Source organism: Sphingomonas sp. 2378 (assembly GCF_038084995.1).
Classification (GTDB): domain Bacteria; phylum Pseudomonadota; class Alphaproteobacteria; order Sphingomonadales; family Sphingomonadaceae; genus Sphingomonas.
This window is the reverse complement of record NZ_JAXCMJ010000001.1, coordinates 219,960-243,839: the sequence shown is the minus strand read 5'-3', so window position 1 is coordinate 243,839 and position 23,880 is coordinate 219,960. Positions and strand designations below refer to the sequence as shown.

Genomic DNA, 23,880 nt, shown 5'->3' with positions numbered 1-23,880 from the left:
CTCCGCAGCGTGATCTGACGTCGCTTTCTGCCTTTTCATGCCCGCTCACCTGATTTGTGGCAAGCGCTATTGACTTAAATTCGAGAAAACGTTTTCTAGAGCAGCAAGCGATGATCAGAGTCGCGTCGGAGAGGCCCGAGAGACATGTCCACCCAAGCCCCACCCCCTGCCGTCCGCCCGGAGTTGATCCGGCTTGGGGCCATCGCGACCGACAAGCAGGACGCGATCCGCCAGGCGGGGCAAATGCTCGTCGCGGCGGGCTGTGTCGGGCCGCGCTATGAGGACAGCATGATCGCGCGCGAAGGCGTGGCGAACACCTATCTGGGCTCGGGCGTGGCGATCCCGCACGGCTTGGGCGAGGACAAGGGGTTGGTCCGCCGCGACGGAATCGCGGTCCTCCAGTTCGTTGACGGGATCGAATGGAATCCTGGTCAAGTCGCACATCTGGTCGTCGGCATCGCCGCCAGTTCGGACAGCCATATCGCAATCCTGCGCCGCCTGACCCGCCTGATCCAGGACGAGGCGCGGCTTCACCAGCTGGCGACCACGACCGACCCGTCACTGATCATCGCAGCGTTGCAGGATGATGCCGTCGACCAAAACCGGGCCCGCCTGCCGGCCGAGGATCTGGACGAGCGGGTGACCTGGACCGTCGATTATCCGACCGGCCTGCACGCCCGCCCCGCCGCCGCCTGGGCCGAAGCCGCCAAGGCGCTGCCCGTCGCCCTGCGCGTCCGCCACGACGCAGAAACCGCCGATCCGCGCAGCCTGGTCGCTCTCCTGCAACTCGGGCTGAAGGCGGGGAACGCGATCACCATCTCGGCGTCGGGCTCTGGTGCAAAGGCTGCGCTGGACAGCTTCCACGGCACGATCGCGCGCCTGACCACGCGCGAAAAGGCCGATGCCGCCCGCGCTGCCGAAAAGGCCGCCGCCGCCGTGCCGGTCCAGGGCTGGAAGCCGGTCGGCACGCCCGCGATGATAGCGGGTGTCGCGGCCAGTCCCGGCCTCGCGATCGGCAAGGTCCATGTCCTGGCCTCCGCCGAGCTGGACGTGGTCGACCATCCCGTCGACCTGGCGACCGGCGGCGCGCTGCTGGAGGGGGCGCTGGTCCGTACCCGCGCGCAGATGCAGCGGCTGATCGACGACACCACCCGCCGCCTGGGCGCGGGCGATGCGGCGATCTTCAAGGCGCAGGCGGGCCTGCTCGACGACACCGACCTGATCACGCTCACCTGCCAGCTGATGGTCGAGGGACATGGTGTCGCATGGGCCTGGCATCAGGCGATCGAGCGCATGGCGGGTCAGCTGTCGGCGCTGGGCAATCCGGTGCTGGCCGCGCGCTCGGCCGATCTGCGCGATATCGGGCGGCGCGTGCTGGCGCAGATCGACCCCGGTCTCGGTCTGGGCACGCTGGACGACCTGCCCGATGCGCCGTGCATTCTGGTCGCGGGCGATCTGGCGCCGTCCGACACCGCCGCGCTCGACACCAACCGCGTAGCGGGCATCGCCACCGCGCTGGGCGGGCCCACCTCGCACAGCGCCATTCTCGCCCGGACGCTCGGCCTGCCCTCGGTCGTGGCGGCGGGCGCGGACCTGTTGTCGCAGGCGGCGGGGACTGTCGCGATCGTCGATGGCGATACCGGCCGCGTCTGGCTCGACCCGTCCGAGGCCGACCTGGCCTCGGCGCGCGAGTGGATCGCTGCCATCGCCGCACGCCGCGCCGCCGAGGAGGCCGAGCGCAGCCGCCCGGCGGTGACCCGCGACGGCCACAGCGTCGCCATCGCCGCCAATGTGAACCGCCCCGATCAGGTCGCCGAAGCGCTGGCGCAGGGTGGCGAGGGCGTCGGCCTGATGCGCACCGAGTTCCTGTTCCTCGAAGGCGGCGACAGCCCCAGCGAGGACGAACAATTTGAAGTCTATCGCGCGATGATCGACGCGCTGGACGGCCGCCCGCTGATCGTCCGTACGCTCGATATCGGCGGCGACAAGCAGGTGCCGCATCTGCACCTGCCGAAGGAGGAGAACCCGTTCCTGGGTGTGCGCGGTGCGCGGTTGTTGCTGCGCCGCCCCGACCTGCTGGAGCCGCAACTGCGCGCGCTCTATCGCGCCGCCAGGGAGGGCGGCGACCTGTCGATCATGTTCCCGATGATCACCTCGGTCGCCGAGCTGCTGACCCTGCGCGAACGGTGCGAGGCGGTGCGCGTGGCGCTCGACGCGCCGGTGGTGCCGGTCGGCATCATGATCGAGGTACCCGCCGCCGCCGTGCAGGCCCATGCGCTGGCGAAGCACGCCGATTTCTTCTCGGTCGGCACCAACGACCTGACCCAATATGCGCTCGCCATCGACCGGCAGAATCCCGAACTGGCGAGCGAGGCCGACTCGATGCATCCCGCCGTGCTCAAGCTGATTGCGATGACCGTGGAGGGTGCGCGGAAACATGATCGCTGGGTCGGCGTATGCGGCGGGCTGGCGGGCGATCCGTTCGGGGCGGCGCTGCTGACCGGGCTGGGCGTTACCGAGTTGTCGATGACCCCACGGGACCTGCCCGCCGTCAAGGCGCGGCTGCGGGTCAGCGAGCTGCCTGCGCTCCAGGCGCTCGCCGCCCACGCGCTGACCGTGGAGAGCGCCGCCGAGGTGCGCGCGCTGGACGTCGCACAGGTCGTCGAGATCCGCGAGAGGAGCGCCGCGTGATGCGTATCGCGACCGTCACCTTCAATCCCGCGATCGACCAGACGATCACGCTCGACCGGTTGGTGCCGGGCGAAGTGCACCGCGCCCGCTCGATCCGGCAGGATGCAGGCGGAAAGGGCGTCAATGTCGCCAGTTGCCTGGCCGATTGGGGTGCGCCGGTCACCACGTTCGGCCTGCTCGGCGAAGGCAATGCCGCGCTGTTCGAGATGCTGTTCGAGCAGAAGGCGATCCAGGACCGTTTCATCCGCATCGCGGGCGACACCCGCGTCAACATGAAGATCGTCGACGATACGGACACCACCGACATCAACATGAGCGGTCCGGTGGTCGGCGAGGCCGATGTCGCCCAGGTCACGCAAGGCGTGGCGGCGTTCGCGGGCGAGGACGCGCTGATCGTCCTGTCGGGCAGCCTGCCGCCCGGATGCGACCCGATCCTCTATGCCGAGATGGTCGCGACGCTGACCGCGCGCGGCGCGCGGGTGCTGCTCGACACCAGCGGCGCGCCGCTCACCCAGGCCCTGCGCGCCGATGTGCTGCCGATGATCGTCAAGCCCAATCGCCGCGAACTGGCCGCCTGGGCCGACACCTCGCTGGAGACCATGGCCGATGTCGTGGGGTGCGCCACCGCGCTGCATCGGCGCGGCGTGGCCTTGGTGGTCGTGTCGATGGGCGGGGACGGCGCGCTTTTCGTGTCGGAGGAAGGCGCGCTCGTCGCGCATCTGCCCGCCGGGCCGCTCGCCAGCACGGTCGGTGCAGGCGATGCGATGGTCGCGGGGCTGGCCGCCGGGATCGCCGAGGGCGCGGGGCTGGAGCGGATCGCGCGACTGTCGACCGCCTTCGCCGTCGCCAAGCTGGGGCGGCTGGGGCCGCATCTGCCCGATCTGGCAACCATCGACGCGCTGGCGGCGCAAGTGACGATCAGCGGAGCCGGGATCAACGGCCCGTCCATGGTGGGAGAGGACGCATGAAGAGGCTGTTGGCGATCGTCGACGCCGGGGACGCGGGCGTCACCGGCGTCCTGGCGGGCGAGGCACTGCGCCGCGCGGCGCGCGATGCGGGCCGGTCGATCGAGATTGAACTGCGCACCGCGCAGGGCGTGGTCAATCCGGTATCGGCCGGGGACGACGACATGCTGCTGTTCGTCGGGGCCGAGGACAGCGCCGACGCGGCGACCCGCGCGCGCGCCGACCGGCTGCTGACGCTGGAGGCGGTGCTCGCCGATCCGGCCGCCGCCCTGGCTATCGGCGAGAACACCCGCGCCGCGACGAAGAAGATCGTCGCGATCACCTCCTGCCCCACCGGTATCGCGCATACCTTCATGGCGGCGGAGGGGTTGCAGGAAGGCGCGCGGCAACTCGGCTATGACATCCATGTCGAGACGCAGGGGTCGGTCGGCGCGGGCAACCCGCTGACGCCCGAACAGATCGCCGAGGCCGATGTCGTGATCATCGCCGCCGATCGCGAGGTCGACCGCGCGCGTTTCGCGGGCAAGCGGGTGCTGGCCAGCAATACCAAGCCTGCCATCACCGGCGGCGCGGCGCTGATCGAAAAGGCGCTGGCCGAGGCCAAGGTGCAGGGTGGCGCGACGACCGCCGCCAGCACCCCTGAGGCAACCGAGCGTGCCGGGCCGTACAAGCATCTGATGACCGGCGTTTCGTTCATGCTGCCCTTCGTGGTGGCGGGCGGCCTGCTGATCGCGCTCGCCTTCGCGCTGGGCGGCATCCACGCCAATGACGAGGCGAATGCGGGCACGCTCGCTTATGCCCTGTTCACCATCGGGGCCAAGGGCGGCTTCGCGCTGATGGTGCCCGCGCTTGCGGGGTACATCGCCTATTCGGTCGCCGACCGGCCCGGCATCGCGCCGGGCATGATCGGGGGGATGCTGGCGAGCAGCTTGGGTGCGGGCTTTCTGGGCGGCATCGTCGCAGGCTTCATCGCAGGGTACGGCGTCGATGCGCTCAACCGCGTCATCCGCCTGCCGAAGAACCTCCAGGGGTTGAAGCCGGTCCTGATCCTGCCGCTGCTCGGCACGCTGCTGACCGGCCTGCTGATGATCTATGCGGTCGGCACGCCGGTCGCCGCCGTGTTGTCCTTCCTGACCGAATGGCTGCGCGGAATGCAGGGGTCGAACGCGGTGCTGCTGGGGCTGATCCTGGGCGGCATGATGGCGTTCGACATGGGCGGGCCGGTCAACAAGGCGGCCTATGCCTTCTCGGTCGGACTGGTCGCCAGCCAGGTCTATACCCCGATGGCAGCGACCATGGCGGCGGGCATGACCCCGCCGCTCGCCATCGCGCTCGCCACCCGGCTGTTTGGCAACCGCTTCACGGCGGACGAGCGGGAGGCGGGCGCGGCGGCGGCGGTGCTCGGCCTGGCCTTTATCAGCGAGGGTGCGATCCCCTTCGCGGCGCGCGATCCGCTTCGGGTGATCCCGTCGCTGATGGCGGGTTCGGCGGTGGCGGGGGCGATCTCGATGGTCGCGGGCGTCGAACTGCGCGTGCCGCATGGCGGCGTCTTCGTGCTGCCGATCCCCGGCGCGGTCACGCATCTTGCCGCCTATGTCGTGGCGCTGGCGGCCGGAGTGGTGGTCAGCGCGGTGCTGGTCGGATTGGTGAAGCGCCCGGTCACGCAGGTCTGACATCTGCGGCCTTCGGGGCGGACAAGAGTTTTCCAAGAGGGGAAAATGTCATGGCTGGAGTGAAGAGCCTCGCGGCGATCGCCGCGCTGGGCATGGGAATGGCTGCGTCCGGTGCGCGAGCGGAGGACGTACCGCCAGCGACGGGGCCTGCGGCACCGCAGGTATCGCGTCAGGCGACCAAGACGGTGCCGGTGGTGCTGGGCCAGAAGAAGAAGGGCGTCGAGACCTATCAGCCGCTGGCCGATGACGGGATCACCCTGGCGCTCAACTATACCGGTGAGGCCGCTGTGAACGCGACCGGCGGCTTTGCGCAGAAGGCCGCCTATACCGGGCAAATCTATGTCGGTGCGGACATCGACTTCGACAAGATCGCCGGGATCAAGGACGGTGGCCTGCACCTGGCCATCACCAACCGACACGGCCAAAGCCTGTCGCAGATCGCCATTGGCAACAACACCTCGGTCCAGGAAGTCTGGGGCACCCAGAACACGCACCTCGCCATCCTGACCTGGGAGCAGAAGCTGTTCGGCGGCGCGCTCGATATCGAGGCGGGCAAGAGCCAGGCGAACATCCATTTCCTGAACTCGCCCTATTATTGCCATTTCCAGACCAACTCGGCCTGCGGCAATCCGACCTTCGTCTTCAAGAACAGCAACTTCACCTATTTCCCGGCGTCGAGCTGGATGGCCAAGGCCAAGCTGACGGTGGCCGACCGATGGTTCGCCCATGCCGGCATCTACGAGGTCAATCCCAACCGCAAGCGGCCCGACGACAACGGTTTAAGCCTCAGCTTCAAGGGCGGCACCGGCTTCGTCGTGCCCTATGAGCTGGGCTATGCCTCCGACTATCAGGCCGACCGGCTGCCGCGTCATTACATCCTGGGCGGCTGGATCGACCGGGGCGACTATGCCGATCCGCTGCGCGACGACCGGGGCGGAATTGCGATCCTGAGCGGACGGCCCGCCGCGACGCTCAAAGGCCGCAGCGGCCTCTATGTCCGGTTCGACCAGATGCTGACCCGGCCGGATCTGAATTCGCATCGCGGGCTGGGCGTGTTCGGCGTGGCGATGACCAACCTGTCCGGTCGGGTCGAGGAGCGGCATTTCCTGGAACTGGGTCTGCTTCAGACCGGCACCTTCGCGGGCCGCGATCAGGACACGATCGGCTTCGTCATCAACCAGCAGAGCTTCTCCGACCTGGCGATGGCGCGGATGCGCGCGGCTCGGCTGGCGGCGGGCGGTGACGGCAACATCCGGCGCAACCAGTATATGATGGAACTGGCCTATGGCGCGCAGATCGGACCCGCCGTCCGCGTCTCGCCCAACATCCAGTATATCCTCCATCCCGACCAGACCGGAATGCCCTTCCGCCGGACGAGCATCCCCAATGCCCTGGTCTTCGGGTTCAAATTCACCATCGACGCGCCCACCCTGATTGCCGCCGCCCGCCGGTGACGGGTGCCATGGCCCGCTAAAGACCCCCCGGCGGTGCGCAGGGGTTCAGGCTTTCGCGGAACAGTGGCGTGCTATGAAGTCGCCATGCGCGGGCATATGCCCGGTCGCAGCCCGGGTCACCGCCGCGATCCGTCCCAATCGCGCGCGCAGCTCGTCCCTCGGCACGGCGGTCGCCAGCGGATCATGGCCGCTGGCGACCAGCCCCTGTCCATCCATCACCGCCAGCCAGCTGGTCTTGGTGAACAACTCGTCCGCCTCGTGATAGACGCGGCCCGTGCGGGCGTAGATGGCCAGCCGTTCGACCAGAGTCTCGGGGATGTCCATGCCCGCCAGTTCGCGCCAATAGGCGGTGTCGCGCCGCTCGGTCGCGTGGAAATGCAGGATCAGAAAGTCGCGGACACTGTCGAACTCCGCCGCCATCAGCCGGTTGTAACGGCGCGTGTCCGCCGGCTCGAACGCCTGGGTGGGCAGCATTTCCAGCAGCCGCGCGATCCCCGCCTGGATCAGATGGATGCTGGTCGACTCCAATGGCTCCAGAAAGCCTCCGGCCAGGCCCAGCGCCACGCAGTTGCCGATCCAGAACCGGTCCCGCCGTCCGGTGCGAAAACGCAAGGGGCGCGGATCGGCCAGCGGCGCGCCATCGAGATGGGCCAGCAGCGTCGCGACCGCCTCGTCGTCGGACAGATGGCGGCTGGCATAGACCAGGCCGTTACCGGTGCGATGCTGAAGCGGGATGCGCCATTGCCAGCCCGCACCATGCGCGGTCGAGCGGGTGAACGGCGTTGGCGGCCCGACATTGGCGGTGGGCACCGCGACCGCACGGTCATTCGGCAGCCAATGCCCCCAATCCTCGAACCCGGCGCCCAGAGCACCCTCGATCAGCAGGCCGCGAAAGCCCGAACAGTCGATAAAGAAATCGGCCGCGACCCGGCGCCCATCGGCCAGCACCACCGCCTCGATGAAATCGCGTGGGGCCCCGCGCTCGACCGACACGACACGGCCCTCCTCACGGCGAACGCCAGCGGCCTCGGCATGGCCGCGCAGGAAACGGGCATAGAGCGCGGCGTCGAAATGAAAGGCATAGCCGATATGCGCAAGCGGCGTATTGCCCGACTGGGGCCGCATGAACCGGCCCGCGCGCGCGGCGGCCGCACAGATTGAATAGGCTTCGAGCGGAAGGGCCTCCCCCGCCAGCCGCAGCCGCTGCCACATCGCCTCGAACGGCACCGCGCCCTTGTCGATGCCGTACACGCCAAAGGGATGGAAATAGCGATGGCCGGGTCGCCGCCAGTCGACGAACTCGATACCCAGCTTGAACGTGCCCTGCGTCGCGCGGACGAAATCGTCCTCATCGATGCCGAGCAGCGCGTTGAAGGCCTGGATCGGCGGGATGGTCGCCTCGCCGACGCCGACGGTGCCGATTTCCTCGGATTCGACCAAGGTGATCGTCGGTCCCCCAGGTCCCAGCACACGGGCGAGCGCGGCGGCCGCCATCCACCCGGCGGTGCCTCCGCCGATGATCGCGATCCGGCCGATGGGCGCGTCGTCGCTCATGCCGCCAGCCGACATTGCAGGAACAGATTGCCGGTCAGCCGTCCCGCGCTGGGGTCAGCAGCCCGATTGGGAATGCGGGTGATGCGCCCCGAATGGAGCAGGTTCGCGCGGTAGAGGATCAGCCGGTCGGGCCTGGCGGCAATGGCATCGATCATTTCGAACGCGGCATCGCCATCGGAGCAGTAACCGGCGGGCGGTGGCGGATCGCTGGCACGGGCGGCGTGATATGAAGACAGGCGATCGGCATCCAGCGTCTCGAAGCCGGTGGCGCGATGGCGAAAAAACGCGGTGCCGTCCACGTTGCCCGGTGAGAGGAAGTGGACGGTGGCAAATTGCAGCCGGTCGGCGGTGTCGACATGCGGCACGCGTTGATCCTCGGATAATGCGGCGGGATCGGTGGTGACCAGCGAAAAATTGCCGCGCGCGCGGGCAGGGCGCACGGCGGTGCCGGTGAAATACATCTCGATCAGCGGCAGGACCCGGCGCACCATCGCATCGACATAGGCGACCGGCGCAGGACCGAGCAGGCCAGGATAGGCGCTGCCCACCCCGGCGGCCGGGGCAAAGGCGGACCGCGTGGCGGCGAAATCGCGCAGATGCTCGATCCATCCGGTCGCACCGTCCAGAATGACGACCGGCTCGCGCTCATGACCGATCTGGCGGACGGTCGGGATGGCATCGGCGGCGAATTCCAACACGGGCGGCATGGCCATGATCCTTCCTACCCCCTGTGCGAAAAAAGACCGGCATGGTCCGTCATCCAGACCATGCCGGCAGGCGGGGATCAATAGGTCGCGCGGAGCGACAGGCCGAAGCGGCGATCGTTCAGCTGATACTGAAGCGGCTGGCCCATCGTGCCGATGTACGTGACGTTCATGCGGTTGGTCAGGTTCACCGCATCGGCGGAGACCGCGATATGACTGTTCAGATTGACGCTGACCGAGGCATCGAGCGACGCATAGGGCTTGGCATATTGCGGCTGGTTCGTGCCCGCACCGAACGTCTGGTCGAGATAGCTCGACCGCCAGTTATAGGCGAGGCGCGCGGTCAACGGCCCCTTTTCGTACAGGCCGATCAGATTGTAATTATGCTTGGACAGCTTCTCCAGCGGCAATTGCGTGTTGCCCGATCCGGCGATGGCGAACGGGTTGGTGACGTTGGAGTCGACATAGGTGTAATTCGCCTGCACGCCGAAGCCGCTGAGCAGGCCGGGCAGGAAGTCGAAGAACTGCTGATAGCCGATCTCGGCGCCCTTGACCGTGCCCTTGCCTGAATTCAGCACGGTGTTGACGTCATAGGCGCGCCCCTGAAAATTCTGGACGATCACGCCGCTGGCCAGGAAGCCGTCGACCTTCTTGTAGAAGAGACCGCCGGTCAGCGATCCGGCCGGCGCGAAATACCATTCCGCGGTCACGTCGAAATTGTTCGATGAGATCGGCCGCAGGCGCGGATTGCCCGAATTGGCGCTGGGACGGCCGGTGATCGGATTGATCTGATTGGGGTTGTTCAGCGTCAGGTTGGTCGACAATTGATCGAAATTCGGCCGCGCCAGCCCCTTGGAATAGGCGAAGCGCATCTGGAATTCTTCGGTGATCCGCGCCCGCAGGTTCACGCTGGGCAGCGCGCGGGTATAGCTGTTCTGGATCGAGAGCGGCGAACTGGTCCCGTCGGAATTGAACTGGGTGCCGAACGAGGTCAGGTCGGTCTTGACCAGCCGGACACCGATGCCGCCATCGAAACGCAGGCCCGCGCCTTCGAAGGCATAATCGACCGCGCCCCAGGCGGTGTAGGTCTTCTCGGTCTGCGAATTCAGGTCGCCCGGTGCGAAGGCATCCTTCGTCTGGGCTCCAAAGAGGGCATAGAGCGCCTTGGTCTGCGCCCAGACCCCGTCGCCGGCGGGGAAGGCGGGGTAGAGGAAACCGCCGGTCACGCTGCGTCCGTCGAAGAAGTTCTTGGACGGACCCGGCATCGCCAGCTGGGGATTGCGGCTGAGCGGGATCAGCGCGGTGCCGTCCGGTGCCGAACAGGACCGATCGGGCCCGGTGGCATAGAGGCAGACGCCGTTCCAGGTGCCACGCAGATCGATCGAATTGTCCGAATAGCGTGCGCCCCCGCGCAATTTTTGCAGGAAGCCGCCCTCCAGATCATATTCGATGTCATAGGCCAGGGCGAGCGTGTCGGCGTCGTTGCGCTGCAATGCGTCGGCGATGAACGGCGTGCTGTAATTGGCCGGATTGCTGAGCAGCGCCTTGTCGCGCACGTCCCATTGCGGACGGCTGCCGCGCAGGTCGAAGTCGATGATCGACGGGTGCGGCGACCCGGTGGGCGTATTCTGCCCGGCTGCGGTAAACAGCGACAGGACGTGGCCGTTGCGGTCGGCGTTGTAATAGCTCTTCAGATACTGGGCGTCGAAATGGACCTTGGCCCGGTCCGTCGCCTGCCACTCGGCGGCCAGGGTGAAGTTCTGGCTCTGGCTCCACAATTCCTGATCGAAACGGCCGGTTTCGAAATTCTGCCCGCGCAGCGAGCCGGAGGTCGCATAGCCTTCGTTGTTGAAGGTGAAGGTCGATCCGGGCAACGGGTTGGACTCGCTGCCGCCATTGACCGTGTAATAATAGGCGCCGCGCCGGTTGAACCAGTATTTCGCGAGCTGATATTGACCGGTGATCAGCAGGTTGTCCGCGGCCTGCCATTGCACCGCGCTGGCGATACCCAGGCGACGGCGATCACCCAGGTCGTCATAGACCTGCATACCCATCGGCGCCTTGGCATTGGCGGGCGCACCGGAAATGCTGCCGGCCGGAATCGGCTGCTGCGGGTTCGCGAGGATGCCGTCCTGGCGGTAATGGCTGGTCGAATAGACGGCGTTGAAGAGGAAGCCGATCTCCCCGATGCCGGTGTCGAAGCGGTTGCTGTACAGGCCCGAGGCCGAATAGCCGAACTTGTCGACGCGGTCGTAATAATTGCCGCGCAGCGTGCCGCTGATCGTCTGGCCCGGCTGGTCGAAGGGGAGGCGGGTGCGCAGGTTGACCGCGGCGCCGACGCCGCCCTCGATGATATTAGCGGGCGCGTTCTTGTAGACGTCGATACCGCCCAGCAGTTCGGGCGGAATCCCCTCCAGATCGAAGGCGCGGCCACCCGATGCCGAATAGATGGCGCGGCCGTCGAGGAAATTCTGCACCTGGGTCAGGCCGCGCACGGTGATGGCGGGCGATGTGCGGTGATCGAAGTCGGTAGCGCCTTCGCCGTACCGGCGCTGAATCTGGACGCCGGTGATGCGCTGTAGCGCCTCGGTCGTGTTGGCGTCGGGCAGCTTGCCGATATCCTGGGCCTGCACCGAGTCGATGATCTGATTGGCGTTGCGCTTCAAAGCCTGGGCCGAGCGCAGCGATTCGCGCACGCCGGTGACGACGATGTCCTGATCCGAAACGCCCTGTTCGGCCACCTGCGACGCATTCAGCGCGCCGGTCGGCTGGCTGGGGTCGCGGCCCTGCTCGACGCGAAGTTCGGCACCGCGCTTTGGCGGTGCGACGGCGGCCTGTGCGTTGGCGATGTTCTGAATGCCACCCGTCGCGATCGCAACGATGGACGCGCCGAACAACCAGCGCGATGCAATATCTCGCATATATCCTCCCCCCAATGTCCGTCCGCTACCCTGCGGCTCGCATCCTCATTGGCATAAACGAAAATGCCTGACAAATGAAATTGAATGAAAGCGATAGTATTTTTGCGTTAGGCGTAACATAATGATTTAGCTGCCGAATTCTTGAAGAACTCACTGCGTCGTGGATTTTGAATGTCAGTCCATAACGCGGCAGGGGACCAAATGAACTTGCTTTAATTGTCGTGAAATCGGGGTGTTTTGGGTAGGATTTCGCAAATTTATCAACAGTTTGCTTGTCGGTGGCCCAGAGGGCTGTCTCAGATTGGTGCCAATAGCGCCTTGGGGCGTCCAGCGACTATAGCCGAGAAGCCCAACGGCTCGACGGCTCCAACGAAGGCAAAGCCTGAAGTCTGACAATTGCTGTATGCTGATGGCCGTATTCAGGTTGGCAGGGTGAGGGCGGATCATCCCGCGCAATCGCTCCGCTGTCTGACGACGTGCCGTATCCAGGGGTATAAGTTTGTCCGCGCTAAAGTGTATGATCCCGGCATTTGATGCTGCGGGCTTGATGCGAATCGTGCGGTGTCGTTTTGCCATGCTTTGCAGATGGTTTCGTGAGGTGTGAGGCCTTTGAGGGTCTCGAGCCTGCGTTCGAAGCTGTAGGCAGCGACGAAGTCGCCGAGATGCTGCCGAAGCTGGTCGCGGCTGTCTAATGGTACCGCTTGACGGTCGCTTCCTTGATGGTGCGGTTCATCCGCTCCACCCCGGCCTTTGCCGGGGCAGGCTCTGCCCGTTGGTCCAGGGATGCTCCACCTTGGTCAGGCGATGTTCGATGCCGTTCTCGTCGCAGACGCGGTCGAAGATGTGGTGGAAGGCGTATTTGTCGCAGGCACGATCGGTGAACTGGATGCCATTGTCCGTCAGCACAGTGTGGATACGGTAGGGCACAATCGCGTTCAACCCTTACGCCATCGTGAAAGCCGATCGCCGTGGAGAACACCTTGAGTTTCGGCGCCTTTGCCATCCAACGCTCCTTTTCCGGGCGAACTCCCACAGCCTGTCGTGCGTTGCACAGGGGCAAGGAGAACCGGCATGGCCGCACGCGCTTACTGGCAGGGACAGATCAAGCTCGCCTTGGTCTCGATCCCAGTGGAAATCTACTCCGCGACCCGCTCGGGTGCGACCGTCTCGTTCAAGCAAATCCACGAACCCAGCGGCAAACCGATCCATTACGAGAAGGTGGTGACCGGCATCGGACCCGTGGACAAAGACGAGATCATGAAGGGCTATGAGGTAGCCAAAGGCGAATATGTGCTGTTGGAACAGGACGAGATCGACGCGGTCAAGCTGGAGAGCAAGAAGACGCTGGAGCTGACGCAATTCGTCGACGCGGACGCGGTCGACGTGCTCTATTATGAGAAGCCCTTCTTCGTGGTGCCAGCCGATGATCTGGCGAACGAGGCGTTCATCGTGCTGCGCGAGGCCCTGAAGCGAACCCGCAAGGTCGGGCTGGGGCAACTGGCGCTCAGGGGTCGCGAATATGTGGTAAGCCTGAAGCCATCGGGGCGGGGCATGGTTCTGGAAACGTTGCGCTACGCCGACGAAATGGAGAAGGCCCAAGGCTATTTCCGTGAGATACCCGATGACGAGCCCGAAGGCGAGTTGCTGGAACTGGCGGAGGCGCTGATCGACCGAAAGAGCGGGCCGTTTCACCCGCAGGAATATCATGACCGCTATGTCGATGCGCTTCGCGACCTGATCGAACGCAAGCGCAAGGCCAGGGGCAAGAAGATCATCGAAGATGACGGGGAGGACAAGGCGGCCAAGGGCAGCAATGTCGTCGACCTGATGGCGGCTCTGCGTCAGTCGATGGGCGGCAAGGGCGGCGCGTCATCGGCGAAGAAACCGGCCCAGAAGAAGCCGGTTGCGAAGAAGCCGGCGTCCGGCAAGTCGACCAGGCATGTGGCGAAGAAACGTGCCTAAGCGCGCAGCCAAGGCGGAGGCGCCCCTGCTTGCGACCTATAACGCCAAGCGGGACTTCGCCCGTACCGCCGAGCCCGCCGGGACGCTCGAGCCCGGGCATGGCAACCTCTTCATGGTCCAGAAGCATGACGCCACCCGGTTGCATTGGGACTTTCGACTGGAAATGGATGGCGTGAAGCATGACGCCACCCGGTTGCATTGGGACTTTCGACTGGAAATGGATGGCGTGCTGAAGAGTTGGGCCGTGACACGCGGCCCCAGCCTCGATCCCGCCGAAAAGCGGCTGGCGGTCCGCACGGAGGATCATCCGCTGTCCTATGCGACCTTCGAGGGTACGATCCCCGCCGGCGAATATGGCGGCGGCACGGTGATGTTATGGGATCGCGGCACCTGGTCGCCGGTCGCGGGCAAGTCCGCGTCGGACATCGACGCTGGCCATCTTCACTTCGTGCTGCATGGGGAGCGGATGCGGGGCGAATGGATGCTTATCCGCCTGAAGCCACGCGGCAAGGAGCGACGCGAGAACTGGTTGTTGCGCAAGGTGCGGGATGCGGAGGCCGGGGGCACCGACGTGCTGGTCAAAGAGGCGCTGACCAGTGTCGCCACCGGACGAACGATGGCGGAGATCGCAGACGGACGACCCGCACGCTCATCCAAAAGGAAGGTCGCGGCGGCCGGTCGCGCATCGCCACCGCGCACGCGCCGGGGCAAACCGACATTGCCCGCGTTTCGCAAGCCCCAGCTATGCACTCTGCAGGACACCGTCCCCACCGGCACCGCATGGCTGCATGAGATCAAGTTCGACGGCTATCGCGTGCTGGTGGCAATTGCCGATGGCCGAGCCAGGATATTCACCCGCACGGGCCTCGACTGGACCGACAAGTTTCCCGACATCGCCCATGCCGCAGCCCGGTTGACCGGCACCGCGCTGATCGATGGCGAGGCGGTGGCGTTCAAGGACGGGCGGCCCGACTTCTCGACGCTGAAGAACGCGATCGGGGAGGGTGGCGAGACCGTGCTGATGGCGTTCGACTTGTTGGAACAGGATGGCGAGGATCTGACCGCGCTTCCGACGCTGGAGCGGAAGGAACGGCTACGCTCGCTGCTGGCCGATGCGCCCGCCGACATCCGCTTTTCCGAACATGTGATCGGCCAGGGAGAGGCGCTATTGGATCAGATGTGCCGCGACGGGTTGGAAGGCGTGGTGTCGAAGCGCGCGGATGCGCCCTATCGCTCCGGCCGCACGCGTGCCTGGGTCAAGGTCAAATGCGTCAAGCGGGATGCCTATGCGATCGTGGGCTGGCTTCCATCGGACAAGCGCCGTGGCTTCAAATCGCTGCTGCTGGGGCGAGAGGGGCCGGACGGCTACGTCTTTGCGGGCAAGGTCGGTACCGGGTTCGATCTGGCAACGATGGAAGCGCTCCGCCTCAAACTGGAGCGTCTTGAGCGGAAGACGCCGACCGTGGTCGCGCCCAGGGCGGCGGTGAAGGGCGCTCACTGGGTGACGCCCAGCCTATCGGCCGACATCGCCTATGCGGAGATGACGCCGGATGGATTACTGCGCCATGCCAGTTTCATCGGGCTGACCGGCCGCCGGGGCGCGACGGCCCCCGACTCATCTCCCACGTCTGAGACCGGCGTGGCCATCACGCATCGCGGCCGGGTCGTCTTTCCCGAAGCGGGCATCAGCAAGGGCGATCTCGCGGACTATTATGCGACGATCGCTCCCGTGATGCTGCCGTTCATGCGCGCCCGCCCCGTCAGCCTGGTCCGCTGCCCGCAGGGGCGGGGGCGCAAATGCTTCTTCCAGAAGCATGACGCCGGCAGCTTCGGCGACCATGTCCGCCGCGTGTCGATCCAGGACAAGGACGGCGACGCCGACGATTATCTCTATGTCGGCGATATCGATGGGGTGATCGCCTGCGTGCAGATGGGGGCGATCGAATTCCACGGCTGGGGTTCGAGGGTGTCGGAGGTCGAGACGCCGGACCGCATGGTGTTCGATCTGGACCCCGACGAAGGACTGGCTTTCACCGAAACCAGGCGCGCGGCGGAATATCTGAAGGAGCAACTGGCCGAGCTGGGCCTGACGAGCTTTCCCATGCTGTCCGGGGGCAAGGGCATCCACGTCATCGTTCCGCTCACGCCCAAGGCGGCATGGCCCGAGGTGAAGAGCTTCGCCGAGCGGTTCGCAAAGGCGCTCGCCGCGGCCGATCCCGAGCGTTTCGTGGCAAGCATGGCCAAGTCGAAGCGATCCGGGCGCATCTTCGTCGACTGGCTCCGTAACCAGCGCGGCAGCACCGCGGTCATGCCCTATTCTGTACGGGCGCGGGACAATGCCCCGGTCGCTGCACCAGTGTCATGGACCGAGTTGCGAGAGATCGAGACGGCCGGAGCATGGACGCTGTGCGATACGGACATGCTTCTGCGCCGTGCCGCCAGCGCCGCGCTGGCCGGATGGGGAATGGCTCGTCAGACATTGCCGGATGTCTAGGTTCCGGGTGTATCAAACGGCTAGCGTGCGGAGCGATGCATGACCCCGTCCGATCGAGTGGTGCTGCTAGGATAGGCTGACGCCGCGAGGCGGTCTGCGCCCATCGGGGTCAGGAAGTGGCCGACGATGCGCCGATCAATTCGATCATGACGGCTCCCGGCTGCGTCGCTGGCCTGACCCTGTTCGTCTGCTCGTTCGTGCGGTATCGGACGCCGGTCCTGATCGAGGACCCGTCGTCCTTCGCCCATGTTGCGGTGTTGCTGGCGCAAGGCGCGGAAATCTATCGCATCCCGCGTGAGGCGGACGGTCCGAACCTGGAGGTGCCGCGCCTGATGTGCGAGCGCCACCGATCCAAGATGTTCCTGTTGTCATCCATGCTTCAGAACTCCACGGGCACCAGCATCTCGTTGCACAAGGCGCGGAAGCTGGTGGAGATCGCGGCCGAGTTCGATATCAGGCTGGTCGACGACGCCAGTTACGCCGATCTGGCGCCAGTGACCGCTGGTCGCCCTGCGGTGCCGCTGATCCTGCTCGATCAGCTGGAACATGTGATCCACATCGGCGGCTTTTCCCAGACCCTCTCGCCGGAGATCGGTGTCGGTTACATCGTCGCGGGTGAGCGCTTCATGGAGCTGCTGAGTGTGTTTCGTCCCGTCCAGGGCCTCGCAAACATGCTGATCCCCGAGCGTGTGGTCTATCGTTTCCTGCACGACGGGCTCTATCGCCGCCGTTGCGAACGTATCCGGTCCGGGCGCGGCTGTCTGTCCAAGGGAAGGCCGTCGATCGCCGCCAATATCGCGGTGTGGATCGCGATCCGGGCTTCACCGATGCGCTTGTTGTCGCGGGTGGGATTTACGCGATTGGTCAGGAGGACGATGAAGGCGTCACGCTGGCGGTCGATATAGAGGGACGTGCCGGTGAAGCCGGTATGGATCAGCGCGTCGGGGGAGGCGCGTGGACCGGCAAAGCTGCCGGATGCGTCGGGCATGTCCCACCCGAGCGCGCGCGACGTGCCCGGCGGTTCGGCCTGGCGTGTGGTAAAGGCGGCGATGCTGGATGGCTTCAGCAACCCTTTGCCGCCGCGAAGATAGAGCTCCGCCAGCTTGGCCAGGTCCCGCGCGGTCGAAAAGAGCCCGGCATGTCCGGCAACACCGCCCAGCACATAGGCGTTCTCGTCATGCACCACGCCCCGGATCAGCCGGTGGCGGAACACATCGTCCTGCTCGGTCGGCGCAATCCTTTCCAACCGGCTGGCGGGCGGGTTGAAGCCGGTATCCTTCATCGCCAGCGGCCCGAATGCAGTGTCGTGCAAGAACCGGTCGAGCGGCTTGCCAGACAGGCGCTCGACGATTTCCCCCATCAGGATCATGTTTTCGTCGCGATACTGGTAGCGCGAACCGGGTGGCCACGCGACCGGCATATGGTCGATCAGGGCGAGCAGTTCCTGCCGGTCGCGGCTGTGCTGCCAGAGGAGATCGGTGGTGAACAGGCCCGAACTATGGCTGAGCAGGTGCCGTATGGTGATCCGCTCATGTCCGGGCGTGGCGGCGAAGGTCGGGAGATAGGCGATCACCGGGCGATAGAGATCGAGCAACCCCCGGTCGTAGAGCAACTCGGCCGCGGTCGTCGTGCCGACGACCTTGGTGAGCGAGGCGAGATCGAAGATCGCGTTGCGGGGCATCGGCGGTGCATCGGGCGCGGACGACATCCGTCCGACGCTTCGCAGTGCCGCCAGCCTGCCATGGGTGCCGATCGCGACGACCGCGCCGGGAAAGGCCTTGCCGACCCAGGATCGGATTTCGTCAAAGGCGGTGGCGAAGCGTGGCGTCGGTGCCCCGGTAGCGGCCGAGGGGGCGAACATCGCCGCCACGGTCATCCCCTGTACGAAGCGCCGCCGGTCGATCGTCATGGGTGAAGCTTGGTCATGTGGCGAATATGCGCGTCGACCGCCTCTCTGCCAAAGGGAAAGGGGCGGGCCTGCCCCGCCAGCCATGTCGCATAGGCGTCGCGATAATGCGGGGAGCGCGGGTCGATCGACTGGCCGGGCAGGGAGAGGACCACGCTTTTGTCCCAATCGCCGACATCGCAGACCATCAGGAAGCTCGCGCCGTGGCTGACATGATAGTCTCGGGCCGCGACATAGCCGCGCGCCATCACCGTGAAGGCATCGCCCCCGGATCGCCCGCCCTCGATTGCGGGCAGCACGGAGTCGATCCCCGGCCACCCCGACAGGGGATGGCGAAGGACGACGCGGTGAGCATCGCCCCAGCGCCAGAGGGCCGGATCGGCGCCGAACGTCTCCATCGCGACCTCCCAGGCCCGACCGAGCACGCTTGCGAGAAGGGCATCGCGTGCCGCCTCCGGCTCGGTACCGAGCCGCTCGTCGGGGCGGGTGAGGAGCGCGAGCATCGGTCGTGGATCGATCGACGTCACCAGATCGCGCGCCGCGTCGGGCACGATGGCGGCGAGGCAGGCCTTGCCGAGTTCGATCCACAGCATCTCGAACAGCGCGGCGGGTGCGCTGTCCGCGCCCAGCCGGGCATCCCAGTCGCGCAACAGGGCCGCCGCCCGGGCCGCCATGCCGTCGAGCCCCTTGGGCAGCAGCGGCAGAAGCGCCAGCGCGGGGAGGGACAGATCGTCATGCTGCAACGCCACGCTGTCGGACAGGCTATGGCTGCCTGCTTCGCCGACGACCTGCGCGATACGGTCGTAGCGATAGGGGGCGTTCCAGGTGAAGCTCGTCACCCCTTTGGCCGACGACCATTCCGGCGGAAGGTTGAACTGGTTGGCCGAGGCGAACCAGCCTTGCACCGGATTGAGAAGCGTCGGCATCTGCTCGGTCGGAAGGATGCCCTGCCAGTCATAGCCTCCGTCGCCCGGCACCGGCAACAGCCCGTCATGCCGTGGGCGGACCGGAACATGGCCGAGCAGCCGCCAGCCGATATTGCCGTCGACATCGGCATAATGGAGATTGGTCGGTGCGACGTGCAGCCGCGCCGCCTTGGCGAGTTCGTCCCAGTTCCGCGCCAGGTTGAGCGCGATGATGGCGAAGGTCATGTTGACGCCGGGACGCAGCGAGACCGACGCCAGCGCCGTGGCACGCAGGCGGGACGGATCGTGCAGCAGCACGGGGCCGTGTTCGGCATGGCGGAGCGTCACCGCCACATCGTCGGCGTCCTTCACGCGGATCGCCTCGGACGTCCGCGCGAACCGTTTCCATTGCCCCTGATGGCGATAGGTTTCGGGATCGTTCGGGTCGAGTTCCAGGACGTACAAATCCTCCTGGTCGATATGCGAATTGGTCCGCCCGAACGCGTAATAGTCGGTATGGCCCTGCATGATGCCGGGCATGCCAGGGCTTCCGGCGCCGATCACGTCGAAGCCGGGCGCGGTGAGATGAGCGAGGTGGCGCGGCGAGAAGCCGCCGATGCCTAGATGCGGGTCGTTGGCCAGGATCGGGCGACCGGTGGCCGAGCGTGCGGCGGAGATCGTCCAGGCGTTGCTGCCATGGGCTTCGCGGTCGAGACGGTCCTCGACCGGATCGCAACCGGCAAACGAGGTATCGTTCCAGGGTAGAGGCCCCTCGGTCTCGCCGAGGATACCCAGATCGGCCTGCGAGATGGCGGCCAAATCAAGTCCTTCAGGTAGCTGCGGCGTCCAGTTCCCGGCCAGCGGCGCGACCAGCGCGTCGAGGTCGAGCAGGCCGAGCGCCGCCAGTCGGGCGCGACGGACTTCGTCGGTGACGCTGCCCATGTCGCCGCTGCGGATGCGGACCAGATCGGCGATGTCCCAGCGCAGCGGTCGCAGCTTCAATACGCCATATTCGGGGGGCAAGAGCGAGGGATCGTCCTCCAATTCTGCGATGCGGGCGTTGATCCCATCGACATAGGCCCGGGCGCAGGCGACCACATCGGCGGGAAGCCCCGCCAGTTCGGCGGCGACGTCGCCGCGATAGAGCAGCAGGCGCGCGGCATGGTCATGGAGTACGAACCGGGCGCCGAAAGCCTCCGCCAGCCGGCCGAGGTCGCGCCGCATCTGGAGATCGATCTGGAACAACCGGTCGCGGGCGACGACATAGCCCTGGCCGAAATAGGCATCGGGAATGGAGGATGCGCGAATATGCGGCACGCCCCATTCGTCGTCTGCGATGGTCACCGGGCCGCGTGCCACGCCGCTTACCTCCCTGGCGGCGTGGGACTGTGGAACGGTGCCGAGAGGCGGCGGCGATGATCGGGCGCACATCTCATCGCCGCCGCCCCGGTTCAGCGTGTCTGGAACCGGACGCCGACCCGGAAGGCGCGGCCGAGCAGGTCCGAATAGGTGCTGTTGGCCGCAAGCCCGGTTTCCGGCAGCAGGATGGGATCGCGATCCAGCAAATTGGTGACGTTCAGGAAAACCTCGGCCCGCCCGCCGCCGCGGGTTTCGATCTTGGCGGTCAGGTTCAGGTCGAGATACATCACGCCCGAGATGGCGTTGTTGTCGATCGTCGGGAACTGCGATACGGTCGCGGCGGGGCGTCCGGTCGGGCAATTGCCGTCGCAGACGATGTAATTGTTGCCATAGGTGCCGCTGCTCACCCCGCGCGCCGTGCCGGTGACCGAGAAGCGGTCGTTCTCATAGCCCAGGTTGAAGCGATAGATCCATTCGGGCGGGCTGGTGCCGCTCAACTGGCCGACGATGTCGATCGGCACCACATTGGGCACGCCGCTGTCGGTGATGTTGTGGATGTAGCGCGTCGCCAGTCCGTGCAGCGTCACCGCACCGGGGGCTCGATCGAAGATTTCGCTGAGCGGCACCCGGTAGCTGGCGTCGAAGTCGATGCCGCGCACCCATTGGCGGGCGAAGTTGAACGGGCTGGCGCGGAAGAACAGCTCGCGATCGCCCGTCGGATCGGGGCCATAGGCGGCGCAGAAGTCCCTGCGCCCCTCATAGCAGCGATTGATGATGTCCTGGGCGAAGAACTGCCCGATCGCGTCCTTCAGCTTGATGTCGAAGCCGTCGACGGATGCCGAGAAGCCGGGCAGGAAGCGGGGCTGTAGCACGACGCCGATGGAGACCGAATCGGCCTTTTCGGGGCGCAGATTGGGGTTGCCGGTCGTGATCTCGCGGAAGGTGACGGTCGTCCGCCCGGTCGCCGGATCGGTCAGCGTGTTGGTCCGCGACGTACCGGACGCGTACAGCTCGCTGAGATTGGGCGCGCGGATGTCGCGCGAACGGGTGGCGCGGAAGCGGATGTCCGGGATGGGCTGCCACGTCGCGCCGACCTTCCATGTCGTGACATAGCCCGAAGTGGAATAGTCGGTCCCGCGAACCGCTCCGTTGAATTCGAGGCCCAGGCCCAGCGGAACCGCCGTTTCGAGATAGGCCTCCTTGACGTGATAGCTGCCGAAGGTGGGCAGGAAATTGCCCACCGACCAGCCGGTCTGGAACTGGCTGGGCACGAAGCCCGACACCGACTCGCGGCGATATTCGCCGCCCACCGCGACGCTGACGTCACCCGCCCAGGTCGCGAAGGGGGTCAGCGACAGATTGGCCCCAGCGACCGTCTGCTTCAGTTTCTGGTCGCGGTAAGGGTCGCCCAGCACATAGTCGATCGCGGCCGCATTGGCGACGCCGATGCCCAGCCGGTTGAGCGGCACGCAGCCATTGGTCGGCGCGGTCAGCGAGGATCGGCACACGATCGTGCCCGCCGCCACCCCCAGCGCATTGCCGGCTGGCGCCGCGACCGCATCGGTCGCATTGGCCATGTTGGCGGTGTTCATGATGTCGCGCAGTTGCTCATGCGCGTTCGTCTCGCCATATTGGCCATAGACGTTCCAGAAGGCCTTATGGCCGAATGCCTGGAACTCGCCTTCGCCGCCGATCGCATAGCGTTGCACGTCGCGGCTGCTGTTGTTCTTGCGATAGGGGAGGTCGACGGCGGTGCTGCCGACCGTGACCGAGGTGACGGCGGAGCGCTCCGCCGGGGTGATGAGCCTGGCGGACACCGCATTGGCGAGCGCGGCCTGGAGATACGGGTTGGCCGCCGTCAGCGTGATGCCGGTCGTCGATTGCGGCCCGGCGTTGAACAGCGTCTTTTGCCAGTTATAGGATGCCTCGGCGAACAGCGTCACGCCGGTCGCGACCTCGTAGCTCAACCGGCCGAACGCGCCCCGGCGGTCGTCGTCCGCATCCAGGCCGATATTGCGGCCCTGGTCGTTGACGCGCCAGTCGCCGCCCTGGGTTAGCGAGGGGGCGGTCGATCCGCCCGGCGCTGGGAAGCTGAGCGCGCCATATTGGAACTGGCTCGCCGCGCCGCCCTGCCCGAAATAGATGCCGCGAAGCCGGTTCGCGACGCCACCGCTGGAATTGAGGATGATGCCGCCCGGCGTGGTGTTGGCGACGCCGACCGGCTGGCGGATCAGATATTGCGGCTGGCCATTGGTGTTGGTGTAGTTGGGATTGGTGATGCGGACGACGCCGCGCGCGTTCCAGTCGCGATCGACCCGGAAGATGCCGTCGCGATGCGCCCATTCGCCGCTCAGCAGCAGGTGCCCGCGATCGTCGCTGCCAAAGGCGGTGCCGACGGCGGCGCTGAACGAGTAATTGGCCCCGTCACCCCGTTCGGTGATGCCGTTGTCGGCCAGGATCTTGATGCCCTGATATTTCTTGTCGAGCACGAAGTTGACGACACCGGCGACCGCGTCCGATCCATAGGCGGCGGAGGCGCCGCCGGTGACGATCTCGACGCTCTTCACCAGGGCCTGGGGAAAGGTGTTGACGTCGACCAGCCCGGTGACGCTCGACGAAACCGTCCGCCGTCCGTCGAGCAGCACCAGCGTGCGAATCTCGCCCAGGCCGCGCAGGTTGAGCGCGTTGATGCCCGCCAGGCCGGAACTGATCGCCAGGCGCGAATTGGAGGGGCGGGTGGACCCCGCCAGCGCGGGCAATTGGTTGACGAAATCCGCGATGTTGTTGGTCGGGGAGGTGTTGAGGATGTCCTCCTGCGTTGCCACGGTCAGCGGCGTCGGCGACTGGAATCCGTTGCGGATGATCCGGGTGCCGGTGACGGTCACGTCGTCCGGATCGATGTCCGTACCGCCCGTCGCCGGTGGCGGCGGCACGTCGGCGGCGGGCGTCGTCTGGGCCCAGGCGGGGGCGGCGAGCGCCATCGACAAGGCTGTCAGGCCCGTACCGGCCCTGATCAGCCGGAGCCAAGATCCGTCGGTCATCTGCAATCCCCCATATTCACGATCTTCGGAGCGTGATCTCCCTGCGGACGGTCATGGTCTTATCGCTGATCCGTGCATCCGGGATGGTGCAGGCGAGACGTAACCCGGGTCAAGGGTCGACCGACTACCGATCGTTGGGTGGGCCATAGCCTTGGATTATGGTGGCATTGCACGCCTGTCTCGCAGCCCTATGCTTCGGGACCGGCCGCCCTGTCGGCCTGGACGCCAACGACGTTGCGGCGGCGCGCCAC

12 protein-coding genes and 2 pseudogenes are annotated in these 23,880 nt (G+C 66.2%); 7 read left to right on the top strand and 7 right to left on the bottom strand.

Annotated elements, in window-relative coordinates; translation table 11 throughout:
* Positions 1-144 precede the first annotated feature (144 nt).
* The 4 genes from ptsP to SM191_RS01025 are packed head-to-tail and all read left to right on the top strand — an operon-like array spanning position 145 to position 6,783.
* Positions 145-2,691, top strand: coding sequence for a phosphoenolpyruvate--protein phosphotransferase (ptsP, locus tag SM191_RS01040; RefSeq protein WP_341504565.1), 2,547 nt, complete (start codon positions 145-147; stop codon positions 2,689-2,691).
* On the top strand, positions 2,691-3,659 hold the full coding sequence (gene pfkB, locus SM191_RS01035) for a 1-phosphofructokinase (RefSeq protein ID WP_341504564.1): 969 nt from the start codon (positions 2,691-2,693) through the stop codon (positions 3,657-3,659). Before ptsP ends, pfkB begins: the two co-directional genes overlap by 1 nt.
* The gene (locus SM191_RS01030) at positions 3,656-5,329 is read left to right on the top strand and encodes a PTS fructose transporter subunit IIC (protein WP_341504563.1); all 1,674 of its coding nucleotides are present in this window, start codon (positions 3,656-3,658) and stop codon (positions 5,327-5,329) included. The genes pfkB and SM191_RS01030 overlap by 4 nt, the downstream gene beginning before the upstream one ends.
* 50 nt (positions 5,330-5,379) lie before the next feature.
* Complete coding sequence (locus SM191_RS01025) at positions 5,380-6,783, top strand: carbohydrate porin (RefSeq protein WP_341504562.1); 1,404 nt, start codon at positions 5,380-5,382, stop codon at positions 6,781-6,783.
* A gap of 45 nt (positions 6,784-6,828) precedes the next feature.
* On the opposite strand, the gene SM191_RS01020 is transcribed toward SM191_RS01025, so the two are convergent.
* The 4 genes and pseudogenes from SM191_RS01020 to SM191_RS01005 all read right to left on the bottom strand — a co-directional run.
* Positions 6,829-8,337, bottom strand: coding sequence for a tryptophan halogenase family protein (locus SM191_RS01020; protein ID WP_341504561.1), 1,509 nt, complete (start codon positions 8,335-8,337; stop codon positions 6,829-6,831).
* Positions 8,334-9,050, bottom strand: coding sequence for a DUF6445 family protein (locus tag SM191_RS01015; protein ID WP_341504560.1), 717 nt, complete (start codon positions 9,048-9,050; stop codon positions 8,334-8,336). The genes SM191_RS01020 and SM191_RS01015 overlap by 4 nt, the downstream gene beginning before the upstream one ends.
* 71 nt (positions 9,051-9,121) lie before the next feature.
* On the bottom strand, positions 9,122-11,962 hold the full coding sequence (locus SM191_RS01010) for a TonB-dependent receptor (protein WP_341504559.1): 2,841 nt from the start codon (positions 11,960-11,962) through the stop codon (positions 9,122-9,124).
* A 443-nt stretch (positions 11,963-12,405) separates the two neighbouring features.
* A pseudogene (locus SM191_RS01005) lies at positions 12,406-12,901 on the bottom strand (integrase core domain-containing protein); the annotation flags it as partial.
* A gap of 132 nt (positions 12,902-13,033) precedes the next feature.
* Here SM191_RS01005 and ku point away from each other — a divergent pair.
* The 3 genes and pseudogenes from ku to SM191_RS00990 all read left to right on the top strand — a co-directional run.
* Entirely contained in the window at positions 13,034-13,924 is an 891-nt protein-coding gene (gene ku, locus SM191_RS01000) for a non-homologous end joining protein Ku (protein WP_341504558.1), read from the top strand.
* Complete coding sequence (gene ligD, locus SM191_RS00995; protein ID WP_445949797.1) at positions 13,902-16,418, top strand: DNA ligase D; 2,517 nt, start codon at positions 13,902-13,904, stop codon at positions 16,416-16,418. The genes ku and ligD overlap by 23 nt, the downstream gene beginning before the upstream one ends.
* A gap of 95 nt (positions 16,419-16,513) precedes the next feature.
* A pseudogene (locus SM191_RS00990) lies at positions 16,514-17,038 on the top strand (aminotransferase class I/II-fold pyridoxal phosphate-dependent enzyme); the annotation flags it as partial.
* Between the two features lie 98 nt (positions 17,039-17,136).
* Here the strand turns inward: SM191_RS00990 and SM191_RS00985 are convergent.
* The 3 genes from SM191_RS00985 to SM191_RS00975 form a co-directional block, all read right to left on the bottom strand.
* Positions 17,137-18,327 (bottom strand): serine hydrolase domain-containing protein, encoded by a 1,191-nt coding sequence (locus tag SM191_RS00985; RefSeq protein ID WP_341504556.1) that lies wholly within the window; start codon positions 18,325-18,327, stop codon positions 17,137-17,139.
* Positions 18,324-20,588: a penicillin acylase family protein gene (locus SM191_RS00980; protein WP_341504555.1), complete on the bottom strand. Its 2,265-nt coding sequence runs from the start codon at positions 20,586-20,588 to the stop codon at positions 18,324-18,326. The genes SM191_RS00985 and SM191_RS00980 overlap by 4 nt, the downstream gene beginning before the upstream one ends.
* Positions 20,589-20,680: 92 nt before the next feature.
* Positions 20,681-23,629: a TonB-dependent receptor plug domain-containing protein gene (locus tag SM191_RS00975; RefSeq protein ID WP_341504554.1), complete on the bottom strand. Its 2,949-nt coding sequence runs from the start codon at positions 23,627-23,629 to the stop codon at positions 20,681-20,683.
* Positions 23,630-23,880: the final 251 nt, after the last annotated feature.